This window comes from Amycolatopsis sp. NPDC052450, assembly GCF_044547565.1.
In the GTDB taxonomy this organism is placed as follows: Bacteria; Actinomycetota; Actinomycetes; order Mycobacteriales; family Pseudonocardiaceae; genus Amycolatopsis.
The window spans coordinates 158,698-183,894 of the sequence record NZ_JBIUAQ010000013.1; the positions used below are offsets into that span (position 1 = coordinate 158,698).

At 69.3% G+C, this 25,197-nt stretch carries 19 protein-coding genes and 1 riboswitch; of the genes, 14 read left to right on the forward strand and 5 right to left on the reverse strand.

What is annotated here, in order from left to right; translation table 11 throughout:
* Positions 1 to 58 precede the first annotated feature (58 nt).
* A complete protein-coding gene (locus ACIHAO_RS22830; RefSeq protein ID WP_396560808.1) occupies positions 59 to 1,315 on the forward strand; it encodes a DUF222 domain-containing protein in 1,257 nt (418 codons plus the stop codon).
* Positions 1,316 to 1,529: 214 nt separating this feature from the next.
* On the opposite strand, the gene ACIHAO_RS22835 is transcribed toward ACIHAO_RS22830, so the two are convergent.
* Positions 1,530 to 2,081, reverse strand: coding sequence for a hypothetical protein (locus tag ACIHAO_RS22835; protein WP_396560810.1), 552 nt, complete (start codon positions 2,079 to 2,081; stop codon positions 1,530 to 1,532).
* A 307-nt stretch (positions 2,082 to 2,388) separates the two neighbouring features.
* Here ACIHAO_RS22835 and ileS point away from each other — a divergent pair, with 307 nt between their 5' ends.
* The 9 genes from ileS (at position 2,389) to ACIHAO_RS22880 (ending at position 14,310) form a co-directional block, all read left to right on the forward strand.
* The gene (gene ileS / locus ACIHAO_RS22840) at positions 2,389 to 5,550 is read left to right on the forward strand and encodes an isoleucine--tRNA ligase (RefSeq protein WP_396560812.1); all 3,162 of its coding nucleotides are present in this window, start codon (positions 2,389 to 2,391) and stop codon (positions 5,548 to 5,550) included.
* A gap of 207 nt (positions 5,551 to 5,757) precedes the next feature.
* Complete coding sequence (locus ACIHAO_RS22845) at positions 5,758 to 7,362, forward strand: penicillin-binding transpeptidase domain-containing protein (RefSeq protein ID WP_396560814.1); 1,605 nt, start codon at positions 5,758 to 5,760, stop codon at positions 7,360 to 7,362.
* 43 nt (positions 7,363 to 7,405) lie between these two features.
* Positions 7,406 to 8,089 (forward strand): ArsR/SmtB family transcription factor, encoded by a 684-nt coding sequence (locus ACIHAO_RS22850; protein WP_396560816.1) that lies wholly within the window; start codon positions 7,406 to 7,408, stop codon positions 8,087 to 8,089.
* A 111-nt stretch (positions 8,090 to 8,200) separates the two neighbouring features.
* Positions 8,201 to 9,679 (forward strand): potassium/proton antiporter, encoded by a 1,479-nt coding sequence (locus ACIHAO_RS22855; RefSeq protein WP_396560818.1) that lies wholly within the window; start codon positions 8,201 to 8,203, stop codon positions 9,677 to 9,679.
* Positions 9,680 to 9,810: 131 nt separating this feature from the next.
* Positions 9,811 to 10,494 (forward strand): M23 family metallopeptidase, encoded by a 684-nt coding sequence (locus tag ACIHAO_RS22860; protein WP_396560821.1) that lies wholly within the window; start codon positions 9,811 to 9,813, stop codon positions 10,492 to 10,494.
* 162 nt (positions 10,495 to 10,656) lie between these two features.
* A riboswitch (SAM riboswitch) is annotated at positions 10,657 to 10,771 on the forward strand.
* 32 nt (positions 10,772 to 10,803) lie between these two features.
* Positions 10,804 to 12,168: an aminotransferase class V-fold PLP-dependent enzyme gene (locus ACIHAO_RS22865; RefSeq protein ID WP_396560823.1), complete on the forward strand. Its 1,365-nt coding sequence runs from the start codon at positions 10,804 to 10,806 to the stop codon at positions 12,166 to 12,168.
* A 19-nt stretch (positions 12,169 to 12,187) separates the two neighbouring features.
* A complete protein-coding gene (locus ACIHAO_RS22870) occupies positions 12,188 to 12,799 on the forward strand; it encodes a hypothetical protein (protein ID WP_396560825.1) in 612 nt (203 codons plus the stop codon).
* A 24-nt stretch (positions 12,800 to 12,823) separates the two neighbouring features.
* The gene (gene lspA / locus ACIHAO_RS22875) at positions 12,824 to 13,387 is read left to right on the forward strand and encodes a signal peptidase II (RefSeq protein ID WP_396560827.1); all 564 of its coding nucleotides are present in this window, start codon (positions 12,824 to 12,826) and stop codon (positions 13,385 to 13,387) included.
* Positions 13,384 to 14,310, forward strand: coding sequence for an RluA family pseudouridine synthase (locus tag ACIHAO_RS22880; RefSeq protein WP_125788613.1), 927 nt, complete (start codon positions 13,384 to 13,386; stop codon positions 14,308 to 14,310). Before lspA ends, ACIHAO_RS22880 begins: the two co-directional genes overlap by 4 nt.
* Positions 14,311 to 14,405: 95 nt before the next feature.
* Here ACIHAO_RS22880 and ACIHAO_RS22885 read toward each other — a convergent pair whose 3' ends face one another.
* Positions 14,406 to 15,419, reverse strand: coding sequence for an AsnC family protein (locus tag ACIHAO_RS22885; protein WP_396560830.1), 1,014 nt, complete (start codon positions 15,417 to 15,419; stop codon positions 14,406 to 14,408).
* Between the two features lie 134 nt (positions 15,420 to 15,553).
* Here ACIHAO_RS22885 and ACIHAO_RS22890 point away from each other — a divergent pair, with 134 nt between their 5' ends.
* The 4 genes from ACIHAO_RS22890 to ACIHAO_RS22905 all read left to right on the forward strand — a co-directional run bounded on the left by ACIHAO_RS22890 (position 15,554) and on the right by ACIHAO_RS22905 (position 21,365).
* Positions 15,554 to 18,865 carry a DUF885 domain-containing protein gene (locus ACIHAO_RS22890; protein WP_396560832.1) on the forward strand — a complete coding sequence of 1,104 codons (3,312 nt, stop codon included), beginning with the start codon at positions 15,554 to 15,556 and terminating at the stop codon, positions 18,863 to 18,865.
* Positions 18,866 to 18,944: 79 nt separating this feature from the next.
* On the forward strand, positions 18,945 to 19,985 hold the full coding sequence (locus ACIHAO_RS22895; protein ID WP_125794951.1) for an LLM class F420-dependent oxidoreductase: 1,041 nt from the start codon (positions 18,945 to 18,947) through the stop codon (positions 19,983 to 19,985).
* Positions 19,986 to 20,189: 204 nt separating this feature from the next.
* Positions 20,190 to 21,146 (forward strand): Ppx/GppA phosphatase family protein, encoded by a 957-nt coding sequence (locus tag ACIHAO_RS22900; protein ID WP_396560835.1) that lies wholly within the window; start codon positions 20,190 to 20,192, stop codon positions 21,144 to 21,146.
* Positions 21,147 to 21,185: 39 nt separating this feature from the next.
* Positions 21,186 to 21,365 carry a hypothetical protein gene (locus ACIHAO_RS22905; RefSeq protein WP_396560837.1) on the forward strand — a complete coding sequence of 60 codons (180 nt, stop codon included), beginning with the start codon at positions 21,186 to 21,188 and terminating at the stop codon, positions 21,363 to 21,365.
* 79 nt (positions 21,366 to 21,444) lie between these two features.
* On the opposite strand, the gene ACIHAO_RS22910 is transcribed toward ACIHAO_RS22905, so the two are convergent.
* Genes ACIHAO_RS22910 through ACIHAO_RS22920 form a run of 3 tightly spaced genes read right to left on the reverse strand, consistent with a single transcriptional unit; the run spans position 21,445 to position 25,144 of the window.
* Positions 21,445 to 23,805, reverse strand: coding sequence for a glycoside hydrolase family 65 protein (locus tag ACIHAO_RS22910; RefSeq protein ID WP_396560839.1), 2,361 nt, complete (start codon positions 23,803 to 23,805; stop codon positions 21,445 to 21,447).
* On the reverse strand, positions 23,802 to 24,536 hold the full coding sequence (locus ACIHAO_RS22915; protein ID WP_396560841.1) for an HAD family hydrolase: 735 nt from the start codon (positions 24,534 to 24,536) through the stop codon (positions 23,802 to 23,804). The genes ACIHAO_RS22910 and ACIHAO_RS22915 overlap by 4 nt, the downstream gene beginning before the upstream one ends.
* A gap of 44 nt (positions 24,537 to 24,580) precedes the next feature.
* Positions 24,581 to 25,144 (reverse strand): TetR/AcrR family transcriptional regulator, encoded by a 564-nt coding sequence (locus tag ACIHAO_RS22920; protein WP_396560843.1) that lies wholly within the window; start codon positions 25,142 to 25,144, stop codon positions 24,581 to 24,583.
* Between the last annotated feature and the right edge of the window lie 53 nt (positions 25,145 to 25,197).

Here is a 25,197-nt window from a genome sequence, read left to right on the forward strand (position 1 = left end):
TTTCTCACTAGGCCGTTAGTGCTCGCACGTCTGTTCGATTAGGTGTAGTGTGGGTGTCGTGGCCAGCAACGACGCATCCCCGACGACACCCGCCGAGTGGTGGCGCGTCGACACCGCGACACTGCACGCCCGCAAACAAGAACTCGAAATCATCAAACGACAGGCGGACGCGGAACAGAACGCGATCCTCGCGGAAATCAATGCCCGCGGAGTACGCGGATGCAGCGGCCATTCCACGCTGGCGGCGCTGATCTTCGAAGACTTCCATGTGACGGACAAGGAAGCCAGCGCCCGCGCCGACCGCGTCCTCGCCCTGCACCCCGGCGTCGAAGTCGGCGGCGGCACCGTGCCGCCCCTGGCACCACTGACAGCCGCGGCCGCCGCCGAAGGCGCGATCGGCGGCTCGCAGATCGACGCCATCATCCGCACCCTCGCCCGCATCCCGTCGACTGTGCCCGACGAAGACATCCGAGCCGGAGAAAAGATCCTCGTCGACCTCGCCCGGCACGCCGGGCCGCGGCAGATCGCCCGCGCCGGACGCCGCCTGCTGGACAAACTCGACCCCGACGGCAAAGAACCCCGCAACGAAGACCCCAAAGACACCCGACCGGAGCTGCGGTTCGTCCAACACCGCGACGGCACCCTCGGCTTGAAAGCCACCCTCGACCTCGAAACCTACGCTCGCTTGAAGTCCGACTTGGATCCGATGGCCAAACCCCACAAAGCCATCGACGGTGTCCAGGACTCTCGTACTCAAGACGAACGCTACGGCGACGCCTTCACCGACTACGTCCGCTTGAAGACCACCAGCCGGAACCTTCCCGGCCAGGCGGGCGAGGCGACGCACATTTTGGTCACCATGTCGTATGAGGACCTCATGCGGGATCTCGGTGAGGCCCACCTGGACCTCGTGGGACCGATCAGTGCCACCGACGCGAGGGTCCTCGCCTGCGACGCCCGCGTCCGGCCCGGCGTCCTCGGCACCGCAGGCGAACCCTTGGACATCGGCCGCTCGAAACGGACCGTCTCCCTGGCGCAGAAGTATGCGTTGACCCTCCGCGATGGCGGCTGCGCCTTCCCGGGCTGTGACATGCCCGTACCCCGCTGCACCGCCCACCACATTGTTTTCTGGCGACACCACGGCGACACCAAAATCGATAATTTGGTCCTGTTGTGCACCAAACACCACCGACTCATCCACCACAGCAAATGGAAAGTCCACATCGCCCAAGACGGACTCCCCGAATTCACCGCCCCCACCTACCTCGACCCCACCCGAACACCACGGAGGAACACCATGCACCTCAGGATCTAGTGTCCCGAGTCGGAAGTTCGTGTGGTGATTCGGCGTCGTGCCGCGAAAGCCACTTTCGCGACCCCAGGCGTCGCGAAAGTGGCTTTCGCGACGCACCTCATGCCCCCGGTCCAGGCGCGAAACGGCCGGCTATCGCTACGGATTTACGGCGCGAACTTCCGGTGCAGGATCCAGGCCGACCTGTGGCCGTATAACGGCCTACACGTTCGCGCTTTCAGAAGGCAGCGGGATGGACTTGTCGCGCCGTGTTCCAAGGGACGCGGTCGACCGCGACAAGATCGGTGAAGGCGAGGACCGATTCGTCGAGTCGTTGGAAGATCAGCCCGCCCTCGTGCGTCTCCTCCAGTTCACCCGCGATCAGCGCCAGTGGCCGTGCTCCGATCCGGAAGTGAACTTCGGCCAGGAAATGCCGCTCGTGGAAGACGGAGACGTGTTCGACCTGGCCGATCGGCAACTCGGGAAGGGACCTCCAGCGATAGATCCCGTCCCAATGGCCGTCGTCGGACGATCCGCCCGACGCGTGGCCGTGGAGGCCGAAGCCATCGTCGTCCTGATAGGTGCCGATCTCCAGTGCGCTGCCGTCGTCCAGCCGAGCTTGAAGCCAGTACAGCTGAAGGCAGGGAACGTCGGGGTCGGCGAATTGCGGGCCGGTTCCCGCCACATCTTCCCGCAGTGCCATCTCCACGCCGGTCCACTTGTCGACTCGCTTGCCGGGCAGTGCGGTGAAGGTCCGTGTCTGTCCGGCCAGCCAGTCGTCTCGCGTCATGTCCGCAGTATCGATAAGCCCACCCCGGACAACCCGGTTGCCCCCGCGCGCTACCCTTGAATCAACTGGCACCGATCCGGCCATCACCGGGGAGCCTCCGGAAGAACAGGGCCCGCCTCTCAGCAGAACGGGCCCTCAGTAGAACCGGACGGGTACGGCCCGTCACAGCCGTCGAATGAGCGGCCCAGCCGGAACACCACCGGCCGGGCAAGCGGGGTGGTACCGCGGAACGCGCCGGAAACGGCCGTCTCGTCCCCGTGTGGGCGCGAGCCCGTACGAGAGAGACGAACCGCGAGGAGCACCGAAGATGTATCCCAAGGCACAGATGGACGGCGAGACCGGCGTCCCGTCCCAGCCTTCGTTCCCCGAGTCGGAAAAGCGCGTCCTCGCGTACTGGGAATCCGATCGGACCTTCCAGGCTTCGATCGACGCCCGCGACCCCGGTGTCAACGGTTCGAACGAGTACGTCTTCTACGACGGCCCGCCGTTCGCCAACGGTCTCCCGCACTACGGTCACCTGCTCACCGGGTACGTGAAGGACCTGGTGCCGCGTTACCAGACCATGAAGGGCAAGCGCGTCGAGCGCCGCTTCGGCTGGGACACCCACGGCCTGCCCGCCGAACTCGAGGCCATGCGCCAGCTCGGGATCACCGAGAAGTCCGAGATCGACGCCATGGGCATCGACGTCTTCAACGAAGCCTGCCGCGAGTCCGTGCTGCGCTACACCGGCGAATGGCAGGACTACGTCACCCGCCAGGCCCGCTGGGTCGACTTCGACAACGACTACAAGACGCTCGACCTGTCCTACATGGAGTCGGTCATCTGGGCGTTCAAGCAGCTGTGGGACAAGGGCCTGGTCTATGAGGGCTACCGGGTCCTGCCCTACTGCTGGCGCGACGAGACGCCGCTGTCCAACCACGAGCTGCGCATGGACGACGACGTCTACGCCAGCCGCCAGGACCCGGCCGTCACGGTCGGTTTCCGCTTGGAGGGCAACGACAACGAGCTCGACGGTACGTACCTCCTGATCTGGACCACGACCCCGTGGACGCTGCCGTCCAACCTCGCGACCGCGGTGCACCCCGACGTGCGTTACGTCGTGGTGGAGTCCGACGGCAAGCGGTTCCTGCTCGCCGAAGCGCGTGTCGCCTCGTACGCTCGCGAGCTCGGTGAAGAGCCGGCCGTCGTCGGGCACTACACGGGCACCGAACTGCTCGGAACCCGTTACGCCCCACCGTTCCCGTATTTCACCGGACACGAGAACGCGCACCGCGTGCTGTCCGCGGACTACGTCACCACCGAGGACGGCACCGGTGTAGTCCACATCGCGCCCGCCTACGGTGAAGAGGACAAGGTCGTCACCGACGCGGCGGGCATCGTGCCGGTCACCCCGGTCGACGCGCAGGGCAAGTTCGACGCCACCGTCTCGGACTACGCGGGCCAGCAGGTGTTCGACGCCAACCCGAACATCATCAAGGACCTCAAGAACGGCACCGGTTCCGCCGGCCGCCAGGGCGCGGTGCTGCTGCGCCACGAGACCTACGAGCACCCGTACCCGCACTGCTGGCGCTGCCGCAACCCGTTGATCTACCGCGCCGTCTCGTCGTGGTTCGTCGCGGTGACCGAGTTCAAGGACCGGATGATCGAGCTGAACCAGCAGATCACCTGGTACCCGGAGAACGTCAAGGACGGCCAGTTCGGCAAGTGGCTGGAGAACGCCCGCGACTGGTCGGTCTCCCGCAACCGGTACTTCGGCACGCCGATCCCGGTGTGGCAGTCGGACGACCCGGCGTACCCGCGCACGGACGTCTACGGCTCACTCGACGAACTCGAACGCGACTTCGGCGTGCGGCTGGAGAACCTGCACCGGCCGTTCATCGACGAGCTGACCCGGCCCAACCCGGACGACCCGACCGGGAAGTCCACCATGCGCCGGATCGAGGACGTGTTCGACGTCTGGTTCGACTCGGGTTCCATGCCGTACGCGCAGGTGCATTACCCGTTCGAGAACACCGAGTGGTTCGAGCACCACTACCCGGGTGACTTCATCGTCGAGTACATCGGGCAGACGCGCGGCTGGTTCTACCTGCTGCACGTGCTGGCGACCGCCCTGTTCGACCGGCCGGCGTTCCGCACCTGCGTCTCGCACGGAATCGTGCTCGGCTCGGACGGCCAGAAGATGTCCAAGTCGCTGCGCAACTACCCGGACGTCAACGAGGTCTTCGACCGCGACGGCTCCGACGCGATGCGCTGGTACCTGATGGCGAGCCCGATCCTGCGCGGCGGGAACCTGGTCGTCACCGACAAGGGCATCCGCGACGCCGTCCGCCAGGCCGTGCTGCCGCTGTGGAACTCGTACTACTTCCTCGCGCTCTACGCGAACGCCGAGGGCGTGGAAGGCCAGTGGCGCACGGATTCGAAGCACGTCCTCGACCGGTATGTGCTGGCGAAGACACACGAACTGGTGACCGACGTCGAGCACGCGCTCGACACCTACGACGTCGCCGGTGCCTGCTCGACCGTCCGTGACTTCCTCGAAGTGCTGACGAACTGGTACGTGCGCCGGTCGCGCGACCGGTTCTGGGCAGGCGAGCAGGACGCGATCGACACCCTGCACACGGTGCTGGAGGTGACGTCGCGGGTGGTGGCGCCGCTGCTGCCGCTGACCAGCGAGGTCGTCTGGCGCGGGCTGACCGGCGGCCGCTCGGTGCACCTGACCGACTGGCCGAACGCGCTCGACCTGCCCGCCGACGCGGCGCTGGTGACGGCGATGGACCGGGTGCGCCAGGTGGCGTCCTCGGCGCTTTCGCTGCGGAAGTCGAACAAGCTGCGGGTGCGGCTGCCGCTGGCCAAGCTGGTCGTCGCCGCGCACGAGGCGGATTCGCTGCGCGAGTTCACCGATATCCTGCGTGACGAGGTCAACGTCAAGTCGGTCGAGCTGACCACGGACGTCGCCGCGCACGGCGGTTTCGAGGTCGCGGTGAACGCCCGCGCCGCCGGACCGCGGCTCGGCAAGGACGTCCAGACGGTGATCAAGGCCGTCAAGGCCGGTGAGTGGACGACGTCGGAGAGCGGTGCCGTCGTGGCCGCCGGGATCGAACTCGTCGAAGGCGAGTACGACCGGCGCCTGGTCGCCAAGGGCGGCGGCGCGGCCGCGGAACTGCCGGGCGGCGCCGGACTGGTGCTGATCGACACCGAGGTGACCGGCGAACTGGCGGCCGAGGGCCTCGCCCGCGACCTGGTCCGGGTCGTGCAGCAGGCCCGCCGTGACGCCGGGCTCGACGTGGCCGACCGGATCGCGCTGACGGTCGACGCGCCGGAAGACGTGGTCACGGCCGCGAAGACGCACGAGGAGTTCATCGCTGCGGAGACGCTGGCGACTTCGGTGGCCTACGGCGCCGTCGCCGACGGCTCGGCCGGGACGGTCGGGGAGGGCACCAAGGTGACCGTGGCGGTCGCCAAGGCCTGACCCTCGCAAGTGACATGAAAGGCCCCTTCATTGCAAAATTTGCAATGAAGGGGCCTTTCATTGCATCCGGGAGGCCCGATCGCCGGGATCACGAATCGGATTCGGAATAGCCGCTTTCCCGCCCTAAGGCAGCCTTGCCCCGGGGAAATGGGCAGGCTGGCGCCCGGGGCGCGCGAGGGGCGCGCCGCACTGGGGGAGAGCGAATCCATGAGTCCTGCCCGGAAAAGAGGGATCCTGATCGGCGCCGTGCTGGCGGTCGTCGCCGTCGTGGCGGCCGCGGTGGTGTTGCTGGTCAAGGAGGACCAGGCGCCCGCGGCTGACGGCGGACCAGGGGAGTCCGCCGCGAATGTGCAGGACAGCCCGGCGCAGGTCGCCGCCCGGTTCCTGCGGCTGTTCGACCTCGGTGACCTGACCACCGCCCCGGTCGACGATCCGGCGGCGGCCACGGCCGCGTTGACGGGGACGCGCAACGCGCTCAACGGGGCGTCCGTCAAGACGACGCTCGGCGAGGTACCGACGACGCCGGGCGAGGCGACCTCGACGTCGGCCACCTTCCACGCCGCGTGGACCTTCGCGGGCAACAGCGTCTGGAAGTACGAAGGCAAGCTGGACCTGGTGCGCAACGGCGGGAAATGGGTGGTCCGCTGGGCGATGTCGGCGATCCACCCGAAGCTCGAAGCCGGGCAGCGGCTTTCCGTCGCGCCCGTTTCGGCCAAACCGGTCGTGGCAGACCGGGACGGCAAGGCCCTCGTCGGCGGTGAGGCGGCCGGGGTCGCGCCGATCCTGCAGGGGGCGCTGTCCAAGGTCGCCGCCGAGCAGAAAGGCGGCACCGGGACCCCGGCCACCGTCACGGTGTCGCGCGTCGACGCCTCCGGAAAACCGGTCGAAACGCTCTTCGGGCAGGCCGTCGAAACCGATGAACCGCTGGTCTCGACGTTGAGCGTGGCGTCACAGGCCGCCGCGCAGAAAGCCGTCGACGGCTTCGGCGGATCGGCGATCATCGTCGCGATGAAGACCTCGGGCGAACTCCTGGCGGTCGCGCAGAACGGCGCGGCCGGGAACCAGCCGAAGGCGCTCAGCGGTCTCTACGCGCCGGGTTCGGCCTTCAAGATCGCGACGGCGACCGCGGCGTTGCAGCAGGGCGGGGTTTCCGCCGACTCGCCGGTGGCCTGCCCGGGCAGCGAGCAGATCGGCACCCGCACGCTCAAGAACGACAACGGGTTCGACCTGGGGACGGTGTCGCTGAAGACGGCGTTCGCCGCGTCGTGCAACACGACCTTCGGGCGGCTCGCCGGGCAACTGCCCGCGGACGGCCTCGCCAAGGCCGCGAGCCAGTTCGGCCTCAACGCCGACTTCGAGATCCCGGGGCTGGCCACCGAGACCGGGAAGGTGGAGTCGTCGGGCAGCGGCGACGAGCAGGTCGAGGCCGGGATCGGCCAGGGAAGGGTGCAGGTCAGCCCGCTGGGCGCGGCGCTCATGGCCGCGACCGTCGCCACGGGGAAGCCGGTGGTGCCGAAGCTGTGGCAGGGGCTGGAGACCAAGGTCAACGCCGGTTACCAGGCTCCGCCCGCCGGGGTGCTGAACCAGGTCCGCGCGATGATGCGCGAGGTCTGCACGACGGGGACCGCGAAGGCGTTGAAGGGCAGCGGTGCCGTCTTCGGCAAGACGGGGACGGCGCAGTTCGGTTCGGGTGCCGACGCCAACGGCTGGTTCGTCGGCTACCGCGGGGACGTCGCCTTCGCCGTCATGCTGGAGGGTGCCAACGACTCCAAGCCCGCGGTGCAGCTGGCGGCCAAGTTCCTGGCAGGCTGACGGTTCGGCGCTCGCCGAAGCGTGGGTCTTCTACGGTGAACGCATGGAAACGATCGCACTGGCCGAGGTCGCGGCCGTGCTCGCCGATCCGAGCCGCGCGTCGATGTGCCTCGCGCTGCTCGACGGGCGCGCCTGGACGGTGACGGAGCTGGCGGGCGCGGCCGAGGTGGCCGCGTCGACGGCGAGCGAGCACGTGACGAAGCTGGCCGAGGCCGGATTCGTCGTGCGGGTGAAACAGGGCCGGCACAGTTACGTCCGGATAGCCGACCCCCGGGTGGCGGAGCTGATCGAGCATCTGGCGCAGCACGCCGAGCACCGCCCGGTGAAGGGATTGCGCTCATCGGTGCGGGTGAAACGGCTCGAGTTCGCTCGGACCTGCTACGACCACCTCGCCGGGACGGTCGGCGTCGCGCTGCGGGACGGCATGCTCGCCACCGGGCTGATCGACGAGGCCGACGGCCTGACGCTGACCGGTCGCGGACGCGAGGTGCTCGGCGGGCTCGGGGTGGAGATCGCCGACGGCCGCCGCCCGATGCTGCGTGACTGTCTGGATTGGACGGTTCGGCGTGATCATTTGGCGGGCCGGGTCCCCGCGGCGTTACTGTCTCACGCGGTGAGTGCCGGCTGGTTGTCCCGTGAGGGCAACCGCGCGGTGAAAGTCCTGCCCGCGGCGGCGGAACCGTTCGCGGACCTCGGTGTCGACCTGGTGGCCCTGCGCAGTCCCTAATGGACAGTCTGTAACACAGGCTATCCGGAGGCTTTTCGACCGGTACACCAACGAGTGACGACCACCGCCTCACTATTCTGGAGCCCTCACGGCGGCCGGACGGGAGGCGACATGGAGCAGCTCCCGCTCATCCTCGGTACCGGTGGCGCGGTGCTCCTCGTCGCCGTGATCGCCGTCCGGGTGTCGATCCGGGTCGGCCTCCCCTCGCTGCTGCTGTACCTGGGGATGGGGGTCCTGCTCGGCGAAGCCGGATTCGGCATCCAGTACGACAACCCCGAGCTCACCCAGTCGCTCGGCCTCGCCGCGCTGGTGATGATCCTTTCCGAGGGTGGCCTCACCACCCGCTGGACGGCCGTGAAACCGTCGCTGGGCATCGGCATCGCACTGTCCACAGTGGCCGTCGTGGTGAGCATCGCGGTCACCGGCGCGGCCCTGCACTGGCTGCTGGGCCTGGACTGGCGGATGGCGCTGCTGTGGGGCGCGGTCCTGGCCTCGACCGACGCCGCCGCGGTCTTCTCCGTGCTGAGATCGGCGGGGATCGGCAAACGGCTCGTCGGCGCGCTGGAGATCGAGTCGGGGATCAACGACGCCCCGGCCTACATCGCCGTCGTCGTGCTGGCCGAGGGCGCGACCATCGACTGGTCGCTGCCGCTGCTGGTGGTCTACGAACTGGCCGCCGGCCTGGTGATCGGCCTCGCTTTCGGCTGGGGTGGGGCGTTCGCGCTGCGCCGGGCGGCGCTGCCCGCCACCGGTCTGTACCCGCTGGCCACGGTCGCGGTCTGCGTCGTGGCGTACTCGAGCGGGCAGCTCGCCCACGCGTCGGGCCTGCTCGCCACCTACGTCGCGGCACTGGTGCTGGGGAACTCGAAGCTGCCGCACCGGTCGGACACGCTGTCCTTCGCCGAGGGGCTCGGCTGGCTCGCGCAGATCGGGCTGTTCGTGCTGCTCGGCCTGTTCGCCTCGCCGAGCAGGATCCTCGAAAGCCTGGTCCAGGGCCTGGTCGCGGGCGCGGTCGTGCTGTTGCTCGCCCGTCCGTTGTCGGTGGTGCTCGCGGCGCTGCCGTTCAAGATCCCCTGGCGAGAACAGGTGTTCCTGTCCTGGGCGGGCTTGCGCGGGGCGGTCCCGATCGTGCTCGCGCTGATCCCCCTGTCGTCGGGGGTGCCCGGCGCGCAGGAACTGGTCGACGCGGTGTTCGTGCTGGTCATCGTGCTGACGCTGCTCCAGGGCGCGACGCTGACGCCGCTCGCGCGCGTGCTCGGGCTCGCCCAGCACGCCGAAGCGCACGAGATCGACGTCGACTCCGCCCCACTCGACGAGATGGGCGCGGAACTCCTGCAGGTCAGGATCAACGCCGGATCCAAGATGCACGGCGTCTACCTGGCCGAACTACGGCTGCCCATCGGGGCGACGATCAGCCTCCTCGTCCGCGACGGCACCGGCTTCACGCCCAACAAGAACACCCGGCTCCAGGAACGGGATCAGTTACTCGTCGTGACCACCGTCGAAGTCCGTGACGCGGCCGAGCGCCGCCTGCGGGCCGTCGACCGCGCCGGACGCCTCGCCAGGTGGAAAGGCGAATCCGGCCAGTAGTTCACGGCCCGGCACCAGCTGTTCGTCGGTTGATCTCAGAAACTTCTTCCCTTTCGCCCTCCTTTTGGATTACTTTCCCGGCAATCGACTCCATCGAATGGGTGAGTGTCGCGGGATAAGGAGTACACAAGGTGACGAAACTTCCTGTGCGGTTCGCCGGTTTGGGGGTCGCTGCGGCACTCGTCGGGGTGGTTCTCACCGCCCCGGCGGCGACAGCGGCCGGCGCCTTTCCCGTGTTCGGGCTGCCCTTCGAAACAGGCCAGTCGGTCTACTCGGCGGGGGTCCACTCGGACAACGGGACGTCCGGCGTGAAGAACGCCATCGACTTCAGCCCCGGCGACCGGACCGTTCGCGCCCCGCTCGCGGGCACGGTCCGGATCCAGCACTGTGACGGCGGCGACTGGGTGACCGTCGACCACGACGGCGGCTGGCGGACCGGGTACTACCACCTGGAAGGCATCGCGGTCACCGACGGCCAGAAGGTCGCCCCTGGTGACGCCCTCGGCCGGACCGGTAACGCGCTGCCGTGCGGTGGCGGCAGCACCGGCGCCCACGTGCACTTCACCCTGTGGACGCTGCCCGCGGCCGCCGCGCAGGGCGGCGACTCGCGCGACTTCGGCGTCGGCGCGGGCAACTGGAACGGCATGTCCTACGACGAGGTCTCGACCGAGGTCGCGGAGGCCTACGGCGAGACCGTCGACGGCAAGACCTTCGGTGGCTGGCAGTTCACCGCGGGCACCGATCAGTACACGGGGACCGCGACCGAGGTGTCCTCCCGCGCGATCGTCCCTCTTCCCGGCCGATTCCGCGTCTGACCTCCCGCAATTCGGCACCTGATTGCGATAGTTCGCGGCCCGGACCATCGCAATCAGGTGCCGAATTGCGGGCTCCCTCGCTTGCGCGAGCACGTGAGCGGCGTCTCAAGATGCGGACGAGGGGTGGCTTGATCGCCGGTGTATCGGCTAACTTCGTCCGTAGGTCACGAGTGTCAGCGTCAAGCCCCGGCTAGCTGACCGGCAACCCTCCTTCCGCGGTGGGGTGCCCCGGGTGAGGACCTGGCTCGTCGCGTGGTGCGACGGGCAAGCGCGGGATCCTCGTCGGGTCCCCTGGCCCGGAGGATGACGATGACTCTCGCTCTCGAACGCACGAACGCCCCCGCCGCTGTCGCGGAAACCGTTGCCACGCACGAAATCCCGACGGTCGCGTGTGCCGATCTGCGGGTCCCGCTGGTGACCGGCGGCGATATCGGATACGCGAATCTCGATCACGCGGCGAGCGCCCCCTGTCTGGACAAGGTGCGGGCCGCCGTCGACGAATTCCTGCCCTGGTACGCCAGCGTGCATCGCGGCGCCGGGTTCGCTTCGCAGATCTCCACCAAGCTTTACGAGCGCACGCGCGGGATCGTGCGCGACTTCGTCGACGCGCGGTCGACCGACGCCGTCGTGTTCACCCGCAACACCACCGATTCCTTCAACCTTCTCGCGCGCAGCCTGCCGAAGCACACGTCGGTCGTCGTGTTCGACACCGACCACCACGCCGCGCTGCTGCCGTGGAAGGGTCCGAATGTTCGCCGGATCCAGACCCCTCGCACCCGGCTCGCCGCGGTGTCCGCTGTGGACGAAGCGCTCGCGGACTGCCCGCAGGGCCCGCGGCTGATCGTCATCACCGGCGCGTCCAACGTGACCGGGGAACTGTTGCCGGTCAAGGAGATCGCCGCCGTCGCGCGGCGGCACGGCGCCCGGATCGCGCTCGACGCGGCGCAGCTCGCCCCGCATCGGAAGATCTCGGTGCGTGAACTGGACGTCGACTATGTCGCGCTCTCGGGCCACAAGCTGTACGCGCCTTTCGGTGCGGGCGCGCTGATCGGCCGCGCCGACTGGCTGCGCGCCGCCCAGCCGTACCTCGCCGGCGGCGGCGCGACGAAGCTCGTCAACCGTGACTCCGAAAACCTCGGCGTGGTCTGGAATTCCGGCCCCGAGCGACACGAAGCCGGTTCCCCCAACACCGTCGGCGTGTACGCGCTCGGTGTCGCCTGCCAGACGCTGGCCGGGAACTGGGACGGGATCGTCGCCCACGAGGACGAACTGCTGGCGCGGCTGCGTCGCGGTCTCGCCGCCGTTCCCGGATTCGCCGAACTGCGGCTGTTCGACGCGCCGGTCGACCGGGTCGGCACGCTCAGCTTCGTCGTCGACGGTTTCGACCCTGGCTGGCTCGCCGCGGTCCTTTCGGCGGAGTACGGCATCGGCGTGCGGGACGGCGCGTTCTGCGCGCACATCGCCACCAAACGGCTGATCTCCGCCGCCGGTTCGACCGGGCAGCAGGCCGTCCGGGTCAGCCTCGGCCTCGGCAGCACCACCGAACACGTGGACCGGCTCGTGCTGGCGCTGCGCCAGATCGTCGCCCGCGGCGCCCGCTGGCAGTACGAGAAGCCCGAGGGCCGTTGGGTCCCGGAGAACGATCCGCGGGAACTGCCCCCGTTCTGCGCCTGACCCACTAGCCTCTCCCCGCATGGGGAACGAGCGACCGCGTTACTGGTTTCCGCTGGCGTTGCTGGGATTCGCCCAGCTGGCGGTGGTGGCCCTGTCCTACGGCGGAAGGGGATCCTGGGGCTGGTTCGCCTACGCGCCCGGTACAGACCAGCGGCATTCCTACGGGTACGTGGGCTTGTACGGGGTCGAGATGAGCCGCGAGACCGCGGCCGTGCTGGACATGCCGTTGTCCGGCGCCGGCCGGAACGACGGCTGGCTGTTCGCCGTGCTCGCCGTCTACCTCGGCACGGTGCTGTTCTACGCCTTCCGGGCGAAGACCGTGCGGTGGTGGAAGGTCGCCGGGATCGCGCTCGGCGGGCTGGTCGCCATCGTGCTGGCGGATCTGGTCGGCTACTGGGAACTCGACATGGACGGCGACGCGCGGAGCGCGGTTCTGCTGACGCTCGGTTTGGCCGGGCTCGCCTGGCTGGAGCGCAGCGTGCTGGTGCTCGTCGTGGCCGCGGCGTTCGTGCTCTGCGCGGTCGTGCTCGCGCGAGGACAGCTCGCGTTGGTGCTGTCGTCGCTGGTCGTGCTCGCCGGCGCGTTCGCGGCCCTGCTGAGCAGGCCGAAGACAGCCGCCGAGGAGGCCTGAGCACGCTCAGTGGACAATGGGTGAGTGAGTACAGAGCCCGAAACCGCGCCACCGTCGCCGCCGCTGCCCAAGAAGCGCGTCGCCGTGGTGTTCGCCGTCGCCGCGGTGCTGTGGGCGATCGACCTCGTCACCAAGCAGATCGCCGTGTCCACGCTCGAGGGCAAGCAGCCGGTCGAGTTCCTCGGCGGGCTGGTGTACTTCCAGCTGGTGCGCAACCCCGGCGCCGCCTTCTCGATGGCGACCGGGCTGACCTGGGTGCTCGCGCTGGTCGCGATCGCCGTCGTGATCGCCATCGTCTGGCTGTCCCGGCGGCTGCGCTCGGTCGGCTGGGCGATCGGCCTCGGCCTGGTGCTGGCCGGTGCGCTCGGCAACCTCACCGACCGGATCTTCCGCGCGCCCGGCCCGCTGCGGGGGCACGTGGTCGACATGATCTCCGCGTTCGCGCCGAACGGGCAGGGCTGGGCGATCTTCAACGTCGCCGACTCCGCGATCTGTGTCGGCGGCGTGCTCATCGTGATCCTTTCCTTGCTGGGCAAGGACTACGACGGAACATCCACCAAAGACAAGAAGAAAGCGGCGAGCGAATGAGCGCGCGGATGTTGCCCGTTCCCGACGGGCTCGACGGCATGCGCGTCGACGCGGGGCTGGCGAAACTACTGGGACTTTCCCGCACGATCGTGGCGGAACTGGCCGAATCCGGCGAGATCCTGCTCGACGGCAGGCAGGCCGGGAAGTCGGACCGGCTGACCGCCGGCGGGCTGCTCGAAGTGACGCTGCCCGATCCGGCCTCGCCCATCGAGGTCGTCGTGGAACCCGTCGAAGGCATGAAGATCCTGCACGACGATGACGACATCGTGGTGATCTCGAAGCCGGTCGGCGTCGCCGTACACCCGAGCCCCGGCTGGACCGGGCCGACCGTCGTCGGCGGGCTCGCCGCCGCCGGGCTGCGGATCGCGACCTCGGGCGCCGCCGAACGCCAGGGCGTCGTGCACCGGCTGGACGCCGGCACCACCGGCGTGATGGTGGTGGCGAAGAGCGAGCACGCGTACACCGTGCTGAAGCGGGCGTTCAAGGAACGCACCGTCGACAAGGGTTACCACGCCATCGTCCAGGGCCACCCGGACCCGACGCGCGGCACCATCGACGCGCCGATCGACCGGCACCCCCGGCACGACTACAAGTTCGCGGTCGTGCAGGGCGGGCGGCCCAGCGTCACGCACTACGAGGTCGTCGAGGCCTTCCGCGCCGCTTCGCTGGCGCAGATCAAACTGGAGACCGGCCGCACGCACCAGATCCGCGTGCACTTCTCGGCGCTCAAACACCCCTGCGTCGGTGACCTGACCTACGGTGCCGACCCGGTGCTGGCGCGCAAGCTCGGGCTTTCCCGGCAATGGCTGCACGCGAAGACGCTCGGCTTCGCCCACCCGTCCGACGGGCGCTGGGTCGAGTTCGAATCGGAGTACCCGGACGACCTCGCCACCGCGCTGCGGATCCTGCAGGACGAAAACTAGACGCGCTTGCCCAGCTGGGCTGTTGGTCCGTGAAGGCCTCCTTGAGGGACTCTGGGTCCCTCAAGGAGGCCTTCACGGACTTCCGCAGCGCGGGGTCAGTCCTCGATGGACCAGGTCAGCGTGCGCTCGTCCGGCTCAGGCCGGGGTGACCAGCGCACGGCGACGACGCGGGTGGCGTCCGGCAGCACGTAGACGGTGTGCCCGCCGAGGGTCTCGCCGGGCCGGACACCGATCTTGTGCGGCGGGCGCGAGGTCAGCGAGACCGGCGCCTTCGTGATCGGCTTGCCGTCCGCGGTGAGCAGTTCGAGATAGTTGTCCGGAAGCGACACGAACGGGATGTTCCCGCGGTTGGTGATCTCGGTGTGCACCACGACCGAGCGTTCCCCGGCTTCCAGCGAGTAGCCCGCCGCGCTGAACAGGTAGTCCGCCGGGTCCTGGACCTCGAGCAGCTGGACGGTGAGCTGTTCGCCCTCCAGGCCCTGGGTCTCCATCACGTCACCGGTCCGGCCCTTCTTGCCCTCCGGCGCCGCTTGCGCGGTGACCTGCTGTTCGTCACCGCGGGCCCAGGACGCGGTCTGCGGCACGCCCCAGGTGCTCATCACCGGGTCGGCGGGCGCCATCGGGGGCGGGGCGAACTGCTGCTGCGGCGGGGCGGGCGGCCGCGGCGGCGGTGCCATCGGCTGACGTACCGGGGCCGACGGCGGGCCGGGATAGCGCCCCGACGGCGTGCCGTGCACGTTGTACGCGCCTGACGGCGTCCCGTGCACGTTGTACGCGCCCGACGGCGTTCCCTGGACGTTGTACGGCCCCGAGGGCGTGCCCTGGACGTTGTGCGGCCCGGAGTGACCGGGCGGGCGCTGGGGCTGCTGTGGCTGTGGGGGCTGCTGGGCCCACGAAGGCGGCGCGCCCGCGATGGCGGCCCGTAGCCCGTTCGGGTCGCTCTCCACGCCGACGAGCAGCGGCAATCCGCTGCCGGAGAGGGCGACCAGCCGGTACGCGACCTCGCGCGGATCCATCCCGACCTTGGCCGCGAGTTCGTGTACGGCCGCCTTGCCCAGGTCCGCGAGGGCGGCGAGCAGGCGGATGTCCACGGGATCGGTCACGGCCACGTCCGGGAACGCTACCGCCTCGCCTCCGGCGCCGCGGGAAGAGGCCGTCCGAGTGCCGCAAAACCCGGCTTCGGTAGGTCGCGGTCTCCATTAGGGTCGGGGATACCGCCTCCACCGATCACTGGGGAAGAAACATGAGCGAAGTCTCCGCCCTCGCCGACGAGTTCGTCGAAGCCCTCTTCGACGCCGAGCCGGTCATGCCCGCTTTGCAGGGCTTCCGTCCGGAATCGACCGGGCTCACCGATCTCAGCGAGGCCGCGGGAGACGCCTTCCGCGCGCGGCTGGCCGGGCTCGCCGAGCGGGCCGAGGCGCTCGCCGCCGAGGGCATGAGCGCGGAGGAGAAGACCACCCGTGACGTCCTGATCGCGATGGCGCGGGCGAGGATCGCGCTGCTGGACTCGCGGTTCGTCGAGTTCACCGTCAGCGACCTGTTCATCTCGCCCGCCGCCGAGGTGCTCACCGTGCTGCCGATGATGTCGGTCGGGACGGGCGCGCAGGCGGAGGCCCACCTCGGGCGTATCGCCGCGATCCCCGAGTACCTGCGGCAGGCCGCGCAGCGGCATCGTGACGGCGTCGCCCGCGGCCTGGTCCCGGTCGCGTACCTTGTCGACGCCGCCGTCGCGTACCTCGACCGGCACCTCGCCGATCCGTCGGCCGATCCGCTGCTGCGCCAGCCCGCGCCCGACGAAGACTTCGAGACCCGCCGCGCCGGCCTCCTGCGTGACGTCGTCCGGCCCGCGATCGCCGAGTACCGCGAGGTGCTCGCGAAGGAGATCGCGCCGCACGGCCGTCCCGAGGACAAGCCCGGCGTCTGCTGGCTTCCCGACGGCGAGCGGATCTACGCGCTGCTCGCCGAGATGCACACGACGACCGTCCGCACCCCGCGTGAGCTGCACCAGACCGGGCTCGACGTGATCGCGAACCTGGCCGACGAGTACCGCGAGTACGGCTCCCGGGTCTTCGGCACCAGCGACCTCGCCGAGATCTTCAGCAAGCTTCGCAGCGACCCGGCCCTGCAGTGGTCCAGCGCCGACGAGATGCTGGACTCCGCCCGCGCGGCCATCACCAGGGCCGAGGCCGAGGCGCCGAAGTGGTTCGGCCGGATCCCGCCGCAGCCGTGGACGGTCGAGCCGGTCCCCGCCGAATCCGCGCCCGGCGCGCCCGCCGCGTACTACATGTGGCCCGCGGTCGACGGCTCCCGGCCGGGCATCTACTTCGCCAACACCCACAAGGCGGAGGAGCGGTTCCGGCACGCGGCCGAGGCGACGGCGTTCCACGAGGCCATCCCCGGCCACCACTTCCAGCTGAGCCTCGCGCAGGGGCTCACCGAGCTCCCGCTGCTGCGCCGCATCGGCGACTTCACCGCGTACGCCGAGGGCTGGGGCCTGTACACCGAGCGCCTCGCCGACGAGATGGGCCTGTACTCCGACGACGTCGCGAAGCTAGGCATGCTGACCATGGATTCGATGCGCGCCGGACGGCTGGTCGTCGACACCGGGCTGCACGCGCTGGGCTGGAGCCGCCGCCAGGCCATCGACTTCCTCGCCGAGAACACGCCGATGGCGCCGGTGGAGATCGAGTCCGAAGTGGACCGGTACATCGCGTTCCCCGGGCAGGCGCTGTCGTACATGGTGGGACGGCTGGAGATCCAGCGCATCCGCGCGCAGGCCGAGCTGACGCTGGGCAGCCGGTTCGACATCAAGGCCTTCCACGATGTCGTGCTGTGCGGCGGCTCGCTGCCGCTTTCGGTGCTGGACGGGGTGGTCCGCGACTGGATCGCCGGGCACGGCGACACCCCGAACGGTCTCGCCGACGAGCTGATGGAGCTCAAGTTCGAGGAGTTCCCGCTGTGGCGGTCCCTGCTCGGGCTGCCCGGAGACCACGGCGCGCTGCCCGATCCGAGCGCGGAGGCCGCGGCCGCACAGCGCGCTTCGGCGGTCGCCATCGCCGAGCGGGCCGAAGCCCTTGCCACCGAAGGACTTTCCCCGGCCGAAGTGGTCACCCGCGAGGTCGTGATCCAGCAGGCGAAGGCGATGATCGACGTGATCGACGCCCGCGCCGCCGAGTTCTCGGTCAGCGATGGGCTGGCCTCGCCCGCGCTGTTCATGCTCAACGAACTCGCGGTGCTGTCGCTGAACGACGAGGAAAAGGTCCGCGGTTACCTGAAGCGGCTGGACGGAATGGGCGCCTACCTGGACGCTTTGATCGTGCGCCAGCGCGCGGCGGCGGCCGAGGGGCTGGTCCCGCCCGGGTTCCTCGTCGAAGGCGGGATCGCTTACGTCGAGCGCTATCTCGGTGACGAGGCGGGTGACCCGCTGGCGCTCACCGCCTCCGTTTCCGTGAAGGGCTACGAAGCCGAACGGGATCGGCTGCTGGCCGAGGTCGTCCGGCCCGCCTACGCCCGGTATCGCGACTTCCTCGCCGACGAGCTGCGTCCCGTGGCGAAGTCCGAGAAGGAGCCGGGGCTGTGCGCGCTTCCCGGCGGCCAGGAGAAGTACGCCGCGCTGATCCGGGCGCACACCTCCACCGAGCGCACCGCGCGGGACCTGCACGACACCGGGCTCGACATGATCGCGAAACTGGCCGACCAGTACCGCGAACTGGGCGACAAGATCTTCGGCACCAAGGATCTCGACGAGATCTTCGAGCGGCTGCGCACCGACCCGGCCCTGCGCTGGCGGGACGGCGACGAACTGCTCGACGCCGCGCGTGACGCCATCACCCGCGCCGAAGCCGTTGCCCCGCAGTGGTTCTCGACCATCCCCGAGCAGCGGTGCCAGGTCGAGCCGGTCCCGCCGGCGGAGGCGCCCGGCGGCACGCTGGCGTACTACATCGAGGCGGCGCTCGACGGATCGCGGCCGGGCACCTACTACGCGAACACCTACGAGGCCGAGCAGCGCCCGAAGCACACGAGCGAGGCGATCGCCTTCCACGAAGCCGTTCCGGGGCACCACTTCCAGATCTGCATCGCGCACGAACTCGAGGGCCTGCCGATGTTGCGCGGCCACGCCGACGTCAACGCCTACGTCGAAGGCTGGGGTCTCTACTCGGAGCGCCTCGCCGACGAGATGGGCCTGTACTCCAGCGATCTGACCAGGTTCGGCATGCTCACCCAGGATTCGATGCGCGCCGGACGGCTGGTCGTCGACACCGGGATGCACGCGCTCGGCTGGAGCCGTCAGCAGGCCGTCGACTTCCTGGCCGAGAACACGCCGATGGCGAGGGTGGAGATCGAGGCCGAGATCGACCGCTACGCCGCCGTTCCCGGGCAGGCGCTGTCGTACATGGTGGGACGGCTGGAGATCGAGCGGATCCGTGCCGAGGCCGAGGCCGCGCTGGGCGACCGGTTCGACATCAAGGGCTTCCACGAGGTCGTGCTGAGCAACGGCATCCTGCCGCTGCGGGTGCTGGACGACGTCGTCAAGGCGTGGGTGGCCGCGCAGTGAGCCGGCACACAGGCGGACGCCGTCGTCCCGGCGCATACTGTCGCTAAGCGAACGCTCAGTAACTTGTGAGGAGATGTCGATGAGGATCGGGACCGCGATCAGCTACGCCGGTGGTTTCGCCGACAGCGTGGCGGACATCGTCGAGCTGGAGAAGGCCGGACTGGACATCGTCTTCGTCCCCGAGGCCTATTCGTTCGACGCGGTCAGCCAGCTCGGCTACGTCGCGGCGAAGACCGAGCGGGTCCAGATCGCGTCCGGCATCTTCCAGATCTACACGCGGACGCCGACGCTGACCGCGATGACCGCCGCCGGGCTGGACTTCGTCTCCGACGGCCGGTTCACCCTCGGCATCGGCGCCTCCGGTCCGCAGGTCATCGAGGGTTTCCACGGTGTGAAGTACGACGCGCCGCTCGGTCGCACGCGCGAGATCATCGACATCTGCCGTCAGGTGTGGCGGCGGGAGAAGGTGGTGCACTCCGGCACGCACTACTCGATCCCGCTGCCACCCGAGCAGGGCACGGGCCTCGGCAAACCGCTGAAGCTGATCAACCACCCGGTGCGCGAGCGGATCCCGATCCTGCTGGCCTCGATCGGCCCCAAGAACGTCGCGCTCACGGCCGAACTCGCCGAGGGCTGGGAGCCGATCTTCTTCCACCCGGAGAAGGCGGCCGACGTCTGGGGAGCGTCTCTGGCCGAGGGCAAGGCCAAGCGCGACCCGTCGCTGGGCGAGCTGGACACCTTCGTCGGCACCGCGCTCGCGATCGGTGACGACGTCGACGGGATGCTGGACCACCTGCGCGGCATGCTGGCGCTGTACATCGGCGGGATGGGCGCGCGCGGCAAGAACTTCTACAACAGTCTCGCTCAGCGATACGGCTATGAGGCCGAAGCGAAGCTCATCCAGGACCTGTACCTGGACGGCAAGAAGGACGAAGCCGCCGCGGCGGTGCCGAAGGAGCTGATCAAGGCGATCTCGCTGATCGGGCCGGAGGGTTACGTCAAAGAGCGGCTGGCCGCCTTCCGCGAGGCAGGCGCGACCACGCTGGTCGTCAACCCGCTGCTGCCCGGCCGGGAAGCCCGCGTGGCGCAGGTTTCGAAGCTGCGCGAACTCATCGACTAGGCACGCGGGGGAGAGGTGAACCTCTCACCTGTATCGATACGGTATACTTGACCTGCGCCGGTATATCTTCTTCGTGGTCAAAAAGCGGCCTCCCGGTGGAAAGAGAACGTAAACCACGCCTGAACGGCGAGAAAATCCGCCATTATCAGGAGTGAAAGCGAGACCTCGGGGGAATACGTTCGCGACGAAGGTGAGGTGCCTCGCGTGCGCAAGCAGATCGGGGAACCGTCCGCCGCGGTCCTGGACGTCGGGTCGTTCAGTGCACGGCTGGTGGTTCTGGCCAAGGGTGGTTCGCCGCTCGATCCCGCGCTGAGCCACCAGACGCGACTGCGGCTCGACAGGGAACTCGACGACGGCGGGAACCTGACCCGGCGCGGTATCGACGCGGTCTCGTCCGCGGTCGAGGCGGGGATGACCATGGCCGCCAAACACGGCGTCGAGGACGTGTTCCCGCTGGCCACTTCGTCGATCCGCGACGCGGCCAACGTGAAGCAGGTCGTCCGTGACGTCGCGAAGGCCACCGGGGTCGAGCTGCGATTCCTCACCGGCCGCCGCGAGGCGGAGCTGGCGTACGTCGGCGCGCGCCGGTGGTACGGGGCTTCGGCCGGCGGGCTGCTGGTGCTCGACATCGGCGGCGGGACCGTCGAGCTCGCCGCGGGAAGCGCCGAAGAAGCCGAGTTCGCGCACTCGCTGCCCCTCGGCGCGCGTTCGCTGACGCGGGACTGGTTCGCCACCGAATGCCCGTCGCCCAAGGTCGTGCGGGCGATGCGGGAGCACGTGCTCGACGAGGTCCGCGACGCGATGCAGGACGTCCTGCCGCGGATTCGCGACCATCGCGCCGTCGGCTGCTCCAAGGTGCTGCGCCAACTCGCGCGGCTCGCCGGCGACCGGCCGTCCCGTGCCAGGGAACTGCACCTCGAAGACTTGCGCGCGTGGATCCCGAGGCTGGCGAAGCTGCCCGCGAAACGCCGCGCCGAACTGCCGGGCATCTCGCGGCAGCGCTCGCACCAGGCGCTCGCGGGCGCGATCGTCGCCGAGGCGCTGCTCACGCTTTCCGGTGGCCAGGTCGCCATCTGCCCGTGGTCCACCAGGGACGGACTGCTGCTCGGCATGCTCGACGGGCTCGTCACGCTGGAGGGCAAGCCGGCGAAAGCCGCCTGAAAACTGGCGTTTCCGGCCGTGAGCGGGTACCCCGGACACATGAGGGAAAGCAAGAAGAACTTCGGGCAGGACGACGAAGAAGACCTCGACGACCTCCGCGGGATCCAGCCGAAGACCGACGTGCCGGGCGCGCCCAATCGTGACGTCGGGCCGCACGGCACGAAGGACGTCGACGGCGTGCCGGGCAGCGGCGAAGTGCCGATCGAACCCCCGGACTGAGCCGTCGCGCGCGCTAGGATCGGTCCGTTACTTGCAAATTTTGCAAGTAACGGACCGTTCATGGCGCGCGAGTGACCGGTCACCCGTCCTTCGGCTGCCTCCGCACCGGAGCGCGGCCCGCGGGCTGTACCGGCGCCGGACCGGGATCGACCACCGGGATCGGCAGCCGCACCGGCTCGGCGGTCACCGTGAACGTCTCGCCGTGGTGCGCCAGTTCCAGCGGCTCCCCGGTGATCACGTGATACGTCGCGCCCTCGCCGTCGATCTCGACCTGGAACCGGGTGCCGCGGAAGGTCAGCCGGAACGCGATCCGCCGGAGTTGCGGCGGTAGCCGCGGCGCGAAGGTCAGCCGTCCGCCGTGATCGCGCAGCCCGCCGAACCCGGCGACGGTGCCCTGCCACGCGCCCGCCAGTGAAGCCAGGTGCAGACCGTTGCGGACGTTGTTGTGCACGTCGTGCAGGTCGGTGAGCGCCGCTTCGGCGAGGTAGTCGTACGCCAGTTCAAGGTGCCCGACTTCGGCGGCCACCACGGCCTGGGTTCCCGCCGACAGCGAGGAATCCCGCACCGTCCGCGCCTCGTAGTAGGCGAAGTCGCGCGCCTTTTGCTCCGGGGTGAAGGAATCCCCGCACAGGTGCAGCGCGAGCACCAGATCAGCCTGTTTGACGACTTGCTTGCGGTACAGGTCGAAATACGGGAAGTTCAGCAGCAGCGGGTAGAAGTCCAGGTCCGTGCCCTCGAAATCCCACTCGTCGTGCTCGAGGAACCCTTCGGACTGCGGATGGACGCCGAGGTCCTCGTCGTAGGGCACCAGCATCGCCTCGGCCGCCTTGCGCCACGAGGCGACCTCCTCCTCGCTGACGTCGAACTGCCGGGCAACGTCGTCGTGCTGGCCGACGATTTCGGCGGCGTAGAACAGGTTCCGGCGGGCCATCAGGTTCGTGTAGACGTTGTTGTCCGCCACCGCGGAGTACTCGTCCGGCCCGGTGACACCGTCGATCCGGAACCGGCCCCGCCGGTCGAAATGCCCCAGTGACAACCACATCCGCGCGGTTTCGAGGAGCAGCTCCGCGCCGCAGGTCCGCATGAACTCGTCGTCGCCGGTGGCGTTGAGATACCGCACGACGGCGTCCGAGATGTCCGCGCTGACGTGGAACGCCGCGGTGCCCGCCGGCCAGTACGCCGAACACTCCGCGCCGTTGATGGACCGCCAGGGGAACGCCGCGCCGCGCAAACCCAGCTGGGCGGCCCTTTCCCTGGCTTTGTCCAAAGTGGAGTGACGCCAGCGCAGGGCGTCGCGGGCGGCGTCCGGGATGCTGTAGGTGAGCACGGGCAGGACGAAGGTCTCGGTGTCCCAGAACGCGTGCCCGTCGTAGCCGGGGCCGGTCAAACCCTTGCCCGCCAACGCCCTCGTCTCGCCGCGGGCCCCGGCCTGCAGGAGGTGGAAGAGCGCGAACCGGACGGCCTGCTGCAGTTCCGGGTCGCCCTCGATTTCGATGTCCGAGGTTTCCCAGAAGTCGTCGAGGAACTCCTTCTGTTCGGCGAGCAGTCCCTTCCAGCCGGTCTGCCGGGCCCCCGCCAGCGCGGCCTCGACCTGCGCGCGCACGGCGGGCACCGAACGCTGTGCGGACCAGCCGTAGGCGAGGTACTTGGTGATCCGCAGCCGTCCGCCCTGGGGCACGTCGACGGCGATGGTGAGCCGAGCCAGATCCTCTTCGGCCTCGATATGCGTGCGCACGCCGTCGGAGACGTCGATCTTGTGGTCCATCGCGGCGGCCATCCGCAACCCGGATTTCCGGGTCTGGTGCACCAGCACCGCGTGATACGCCTCCGCGTGGTGGTATTCGCCGATCAGCGGCGACTCCAGCGCGGCCGCGACCCGCGGATCACGCGTGTCGGACTCGATCGGTTCGTTCGCCAGCAGATCCGACTGCACCACCAGCTGGAGCTCGTCGTCGAGCGGTTCGACCTCGTACCGGATCGCGGCGACGGCACGCTGGGTGAAGGAGACCAGGCGTTCGGTCTTCACCCGCACCCGGCGGCCGGTCGGTGACGACCAGACGGTGTGGCGCGCGAGGGTGCCCTTCCGGAAGTCGAGCACGCGGTCGTGCTCCGTCGCCTGTCCGTACCTCATGTCGAGTGGCTCGTCCTCGACCAGCAGCCGGATGATCTTGCCGTCGGTCACGTTGACGACGGTCTGTCCCTCTTCGGGGTAGCCGTATCCGGTCTCCGCGTAGGGAAGATCGTGCTGTTCGTAGAAACCGTTCAGGTAGGTGCCCGGCAGGCCACGCGGCTCCGCCTCCTCCAGCGTCGCGCGCAGGCCGATGTGCCCGTTCGACATCGCGAACGCCGATTCGGTGCGCTGCAACGCGTCGACGTCCATCCCGTGCCAGCGCAGCTCCCATGGCGAGACCTCGTAGCCGCGGAAAAGCGATTCGGTCACTTGCGGTCCTCCAGGAGTTCGGCGAGGTCGTCCACCACGACGTCGGCACCGTGTGCGAGCAGTTCGCCCGCCTGATGCGCGCGGTTCACCCCGACGACGTAACCGAAACCGCCTTCCTTGCCCGCCTGCACCCCCGCGAGGGCGTCCTCGAAGACGGCCGCGTTCTCCGGGGCGACACCGAACGCCTCGGCGCCGGCGAGAAACGAATCGGGGGCGGGCTTGCCGCGCAGCTTCCTTTCGGTGATCACGATCCCGTCGATCCGCGCTTCGACGAACCTGGTCAAGTCGGCGGCGTCGAGCACCTTCGCGCCATTGGCCGACGAGGTGACGACGCCGATGCGCAAGCCGGCCGCCTTCGCCGCCTCCAGGTATCGGACGGAACCCGGATACGGAGTGACCCCCTCTTCGTCGATGATCTTCAGGACCAGCTGGTTCTTGCGGTTCCCGATGCCGTTGACGGTGGCGGCGTCGATGCCGTCGCCCGGGCTTCCCTCGGGCAGTTCGATCCCGCGCGAAGTGAGGAAGGTGCGGACGCCGTCGGCCCTCGGCATTCCGTCGACGTAGGCCGCGTAGTCGGCGTCGGTGAACGGGGCGAACGCGTCACCGTCGCGGGCGCGCAGGAATTCGTCGAACGTGCGTTTCCACGCCGCGCGATGCTGGGCCGCGGTGCCGGTCAGCACGCCGTCGAGGTCGAAGAGGCAGGCCGTGATGGAGCCGGGCAGACCGATCATGCCTCCGAACGCTACCCGCGCTCGCCGGTGCCCGCTCGGCTCTCTCAGGCGGCGCGGACCACGAGCGCGACGTGCCGTGCGGCCCGGTCGAGCGGTTCGGGGGACCGGCGGACCCGGCTGACCAGCAGGGCTCCTTCGAGGTTGTTCATGATGGCCGCGGCGACGTCTTCGGAGTCTTTCACGCCGCGTCCGCCGAGCAATTCGACCAGCAGCACGTGCCAGGCGGCGAACGCGTCCTGGCACGCCTTGGTGATCGCGGGCGAGGCGTGCGCCATCTCCAGTGTGATCGTGGCGAGCGGGCAGCCGCCGCGGTAGTCGTCGGCGGCCAAGGCCTCGCCCGCCTTGCGGTACCACCAGCGCACGGCGTCCTCGACGGTCTCGTTGCGCTCGAAGGCACGGCGGACCGTCTTCGCCACGACGGCGGTGCCGAGTTCGATCGCGGCGACCGCGAGTTGTTCCTTGCCGCCGGGGAAATGGTGGTACGCCGACCCCCACGGCGTCCCGGCCTGCTCGACCAGCCGCCGCCACGAGGTCGCCTGGTAGCCCTCGCGGCGGAAGAGCGTCATCGCGGTCGAGATCATCCGCTCGCGAGTGGTGGTGTCGGACACGTCGCTCAGCATAGCCCTTGACTAGGACGACCGTCTTAGGAAAGCCTAGGACG

What these genes read in the sequence shown, in the direction of transcription:
- ACIHAO_RS22835 (WP_396560810.1), bottom strand. Translation starts at nt 2,081, where the DNA reads ATGACGCGAGACGACTGGCTGGCCGGACAGACACGGACCTTCACCGCA.
- ileS (WP_396560812.1), top strand. Translation starts at nt 2,389, where the DNA reads ATGTATCCCAAGGCACAGATGGACGGCGAGACCGGCGTCCCGTCCCAG.
- ACIHAO_RS22845 (WP_396560814.1), top strand. Translation starts at nt 5,758, where the DNA reads ATGAGTCCTGCCCGGAAAAGAGGGATCCTGATCGGCGCCGTGCTGGCG.
- ACIHAO_RS22850 (WP_396560816.1), top strand. Translation starts at nt 7,406, where the DNA reads ATGGAAACGATCGCACTGGCCGAGGTCGCGGCCGTGCTCGCCGATCCG.
- ACIHAO_RS22855 (WP_396560818.1), top strand. Translation starts at nt 8,201, where the DNA reads ATGGAGCAGCTCCCGCTCATCCTCGGTACCGGTGGCGCGGTGCTCCTC.
- ACIHAO_RS22865 (WP_396560823.1), top strand. Translation starts at nt 10,804, where the DNA reads ATGACTCTCGCTCTCGAACGCACGAACGCCCCCGCCGCTGTCGCGGAA.
- ACIHAO_RS22870 (WP_396560825.1), top strand. Translation starts at nt 12,188, where the DNA reads ATGGGGAACGAGCGACCGCGTTACTGGTTTCCGCTGGCGTTGCTGGGA.
- ACIHAO_RS22880 (WP_125788613.1), top strand. Translation starts at nt 13,384, where the DNA reads ATGAGCGCGCGGATGTTGCCCGTTCCCGACGGGCTCGACGGCATGCGC.
- ACIHAO_RS22890 (WP_396560832.1), top strand. Translation starts at nt 15,554, where the DNA reads ATGAGCGAAGTCTCCGCCCTCGCCGACGAGTTCGTCGAAGCCCTCTTC.
- ACIHAO_RS22895 (WP_125794951.1), top strand. Translation starts at nt 18,945, where the DNA reads ATGAGGATCGGGACCGCGATCAGCTACGCCGGTGGTTTCGCCGACAGC.
- ACIHAO_RS22905 (WP_396560837.1), top strand. Translation starts at nt 21,186, where the DNA reads ATGAGGGAAAGCAAGAAGAACTTCGGGCAGGACGACGAAGAAGACCTC.
- ACIHAO_RS22915 (WP_396560841.1), bottom strand. Translation starts at nt 24,536, where the DNA reads ATGATCGGTCTGCCCGGCTCCATCACGGCCTGCCTCTTCGACCTCGAC.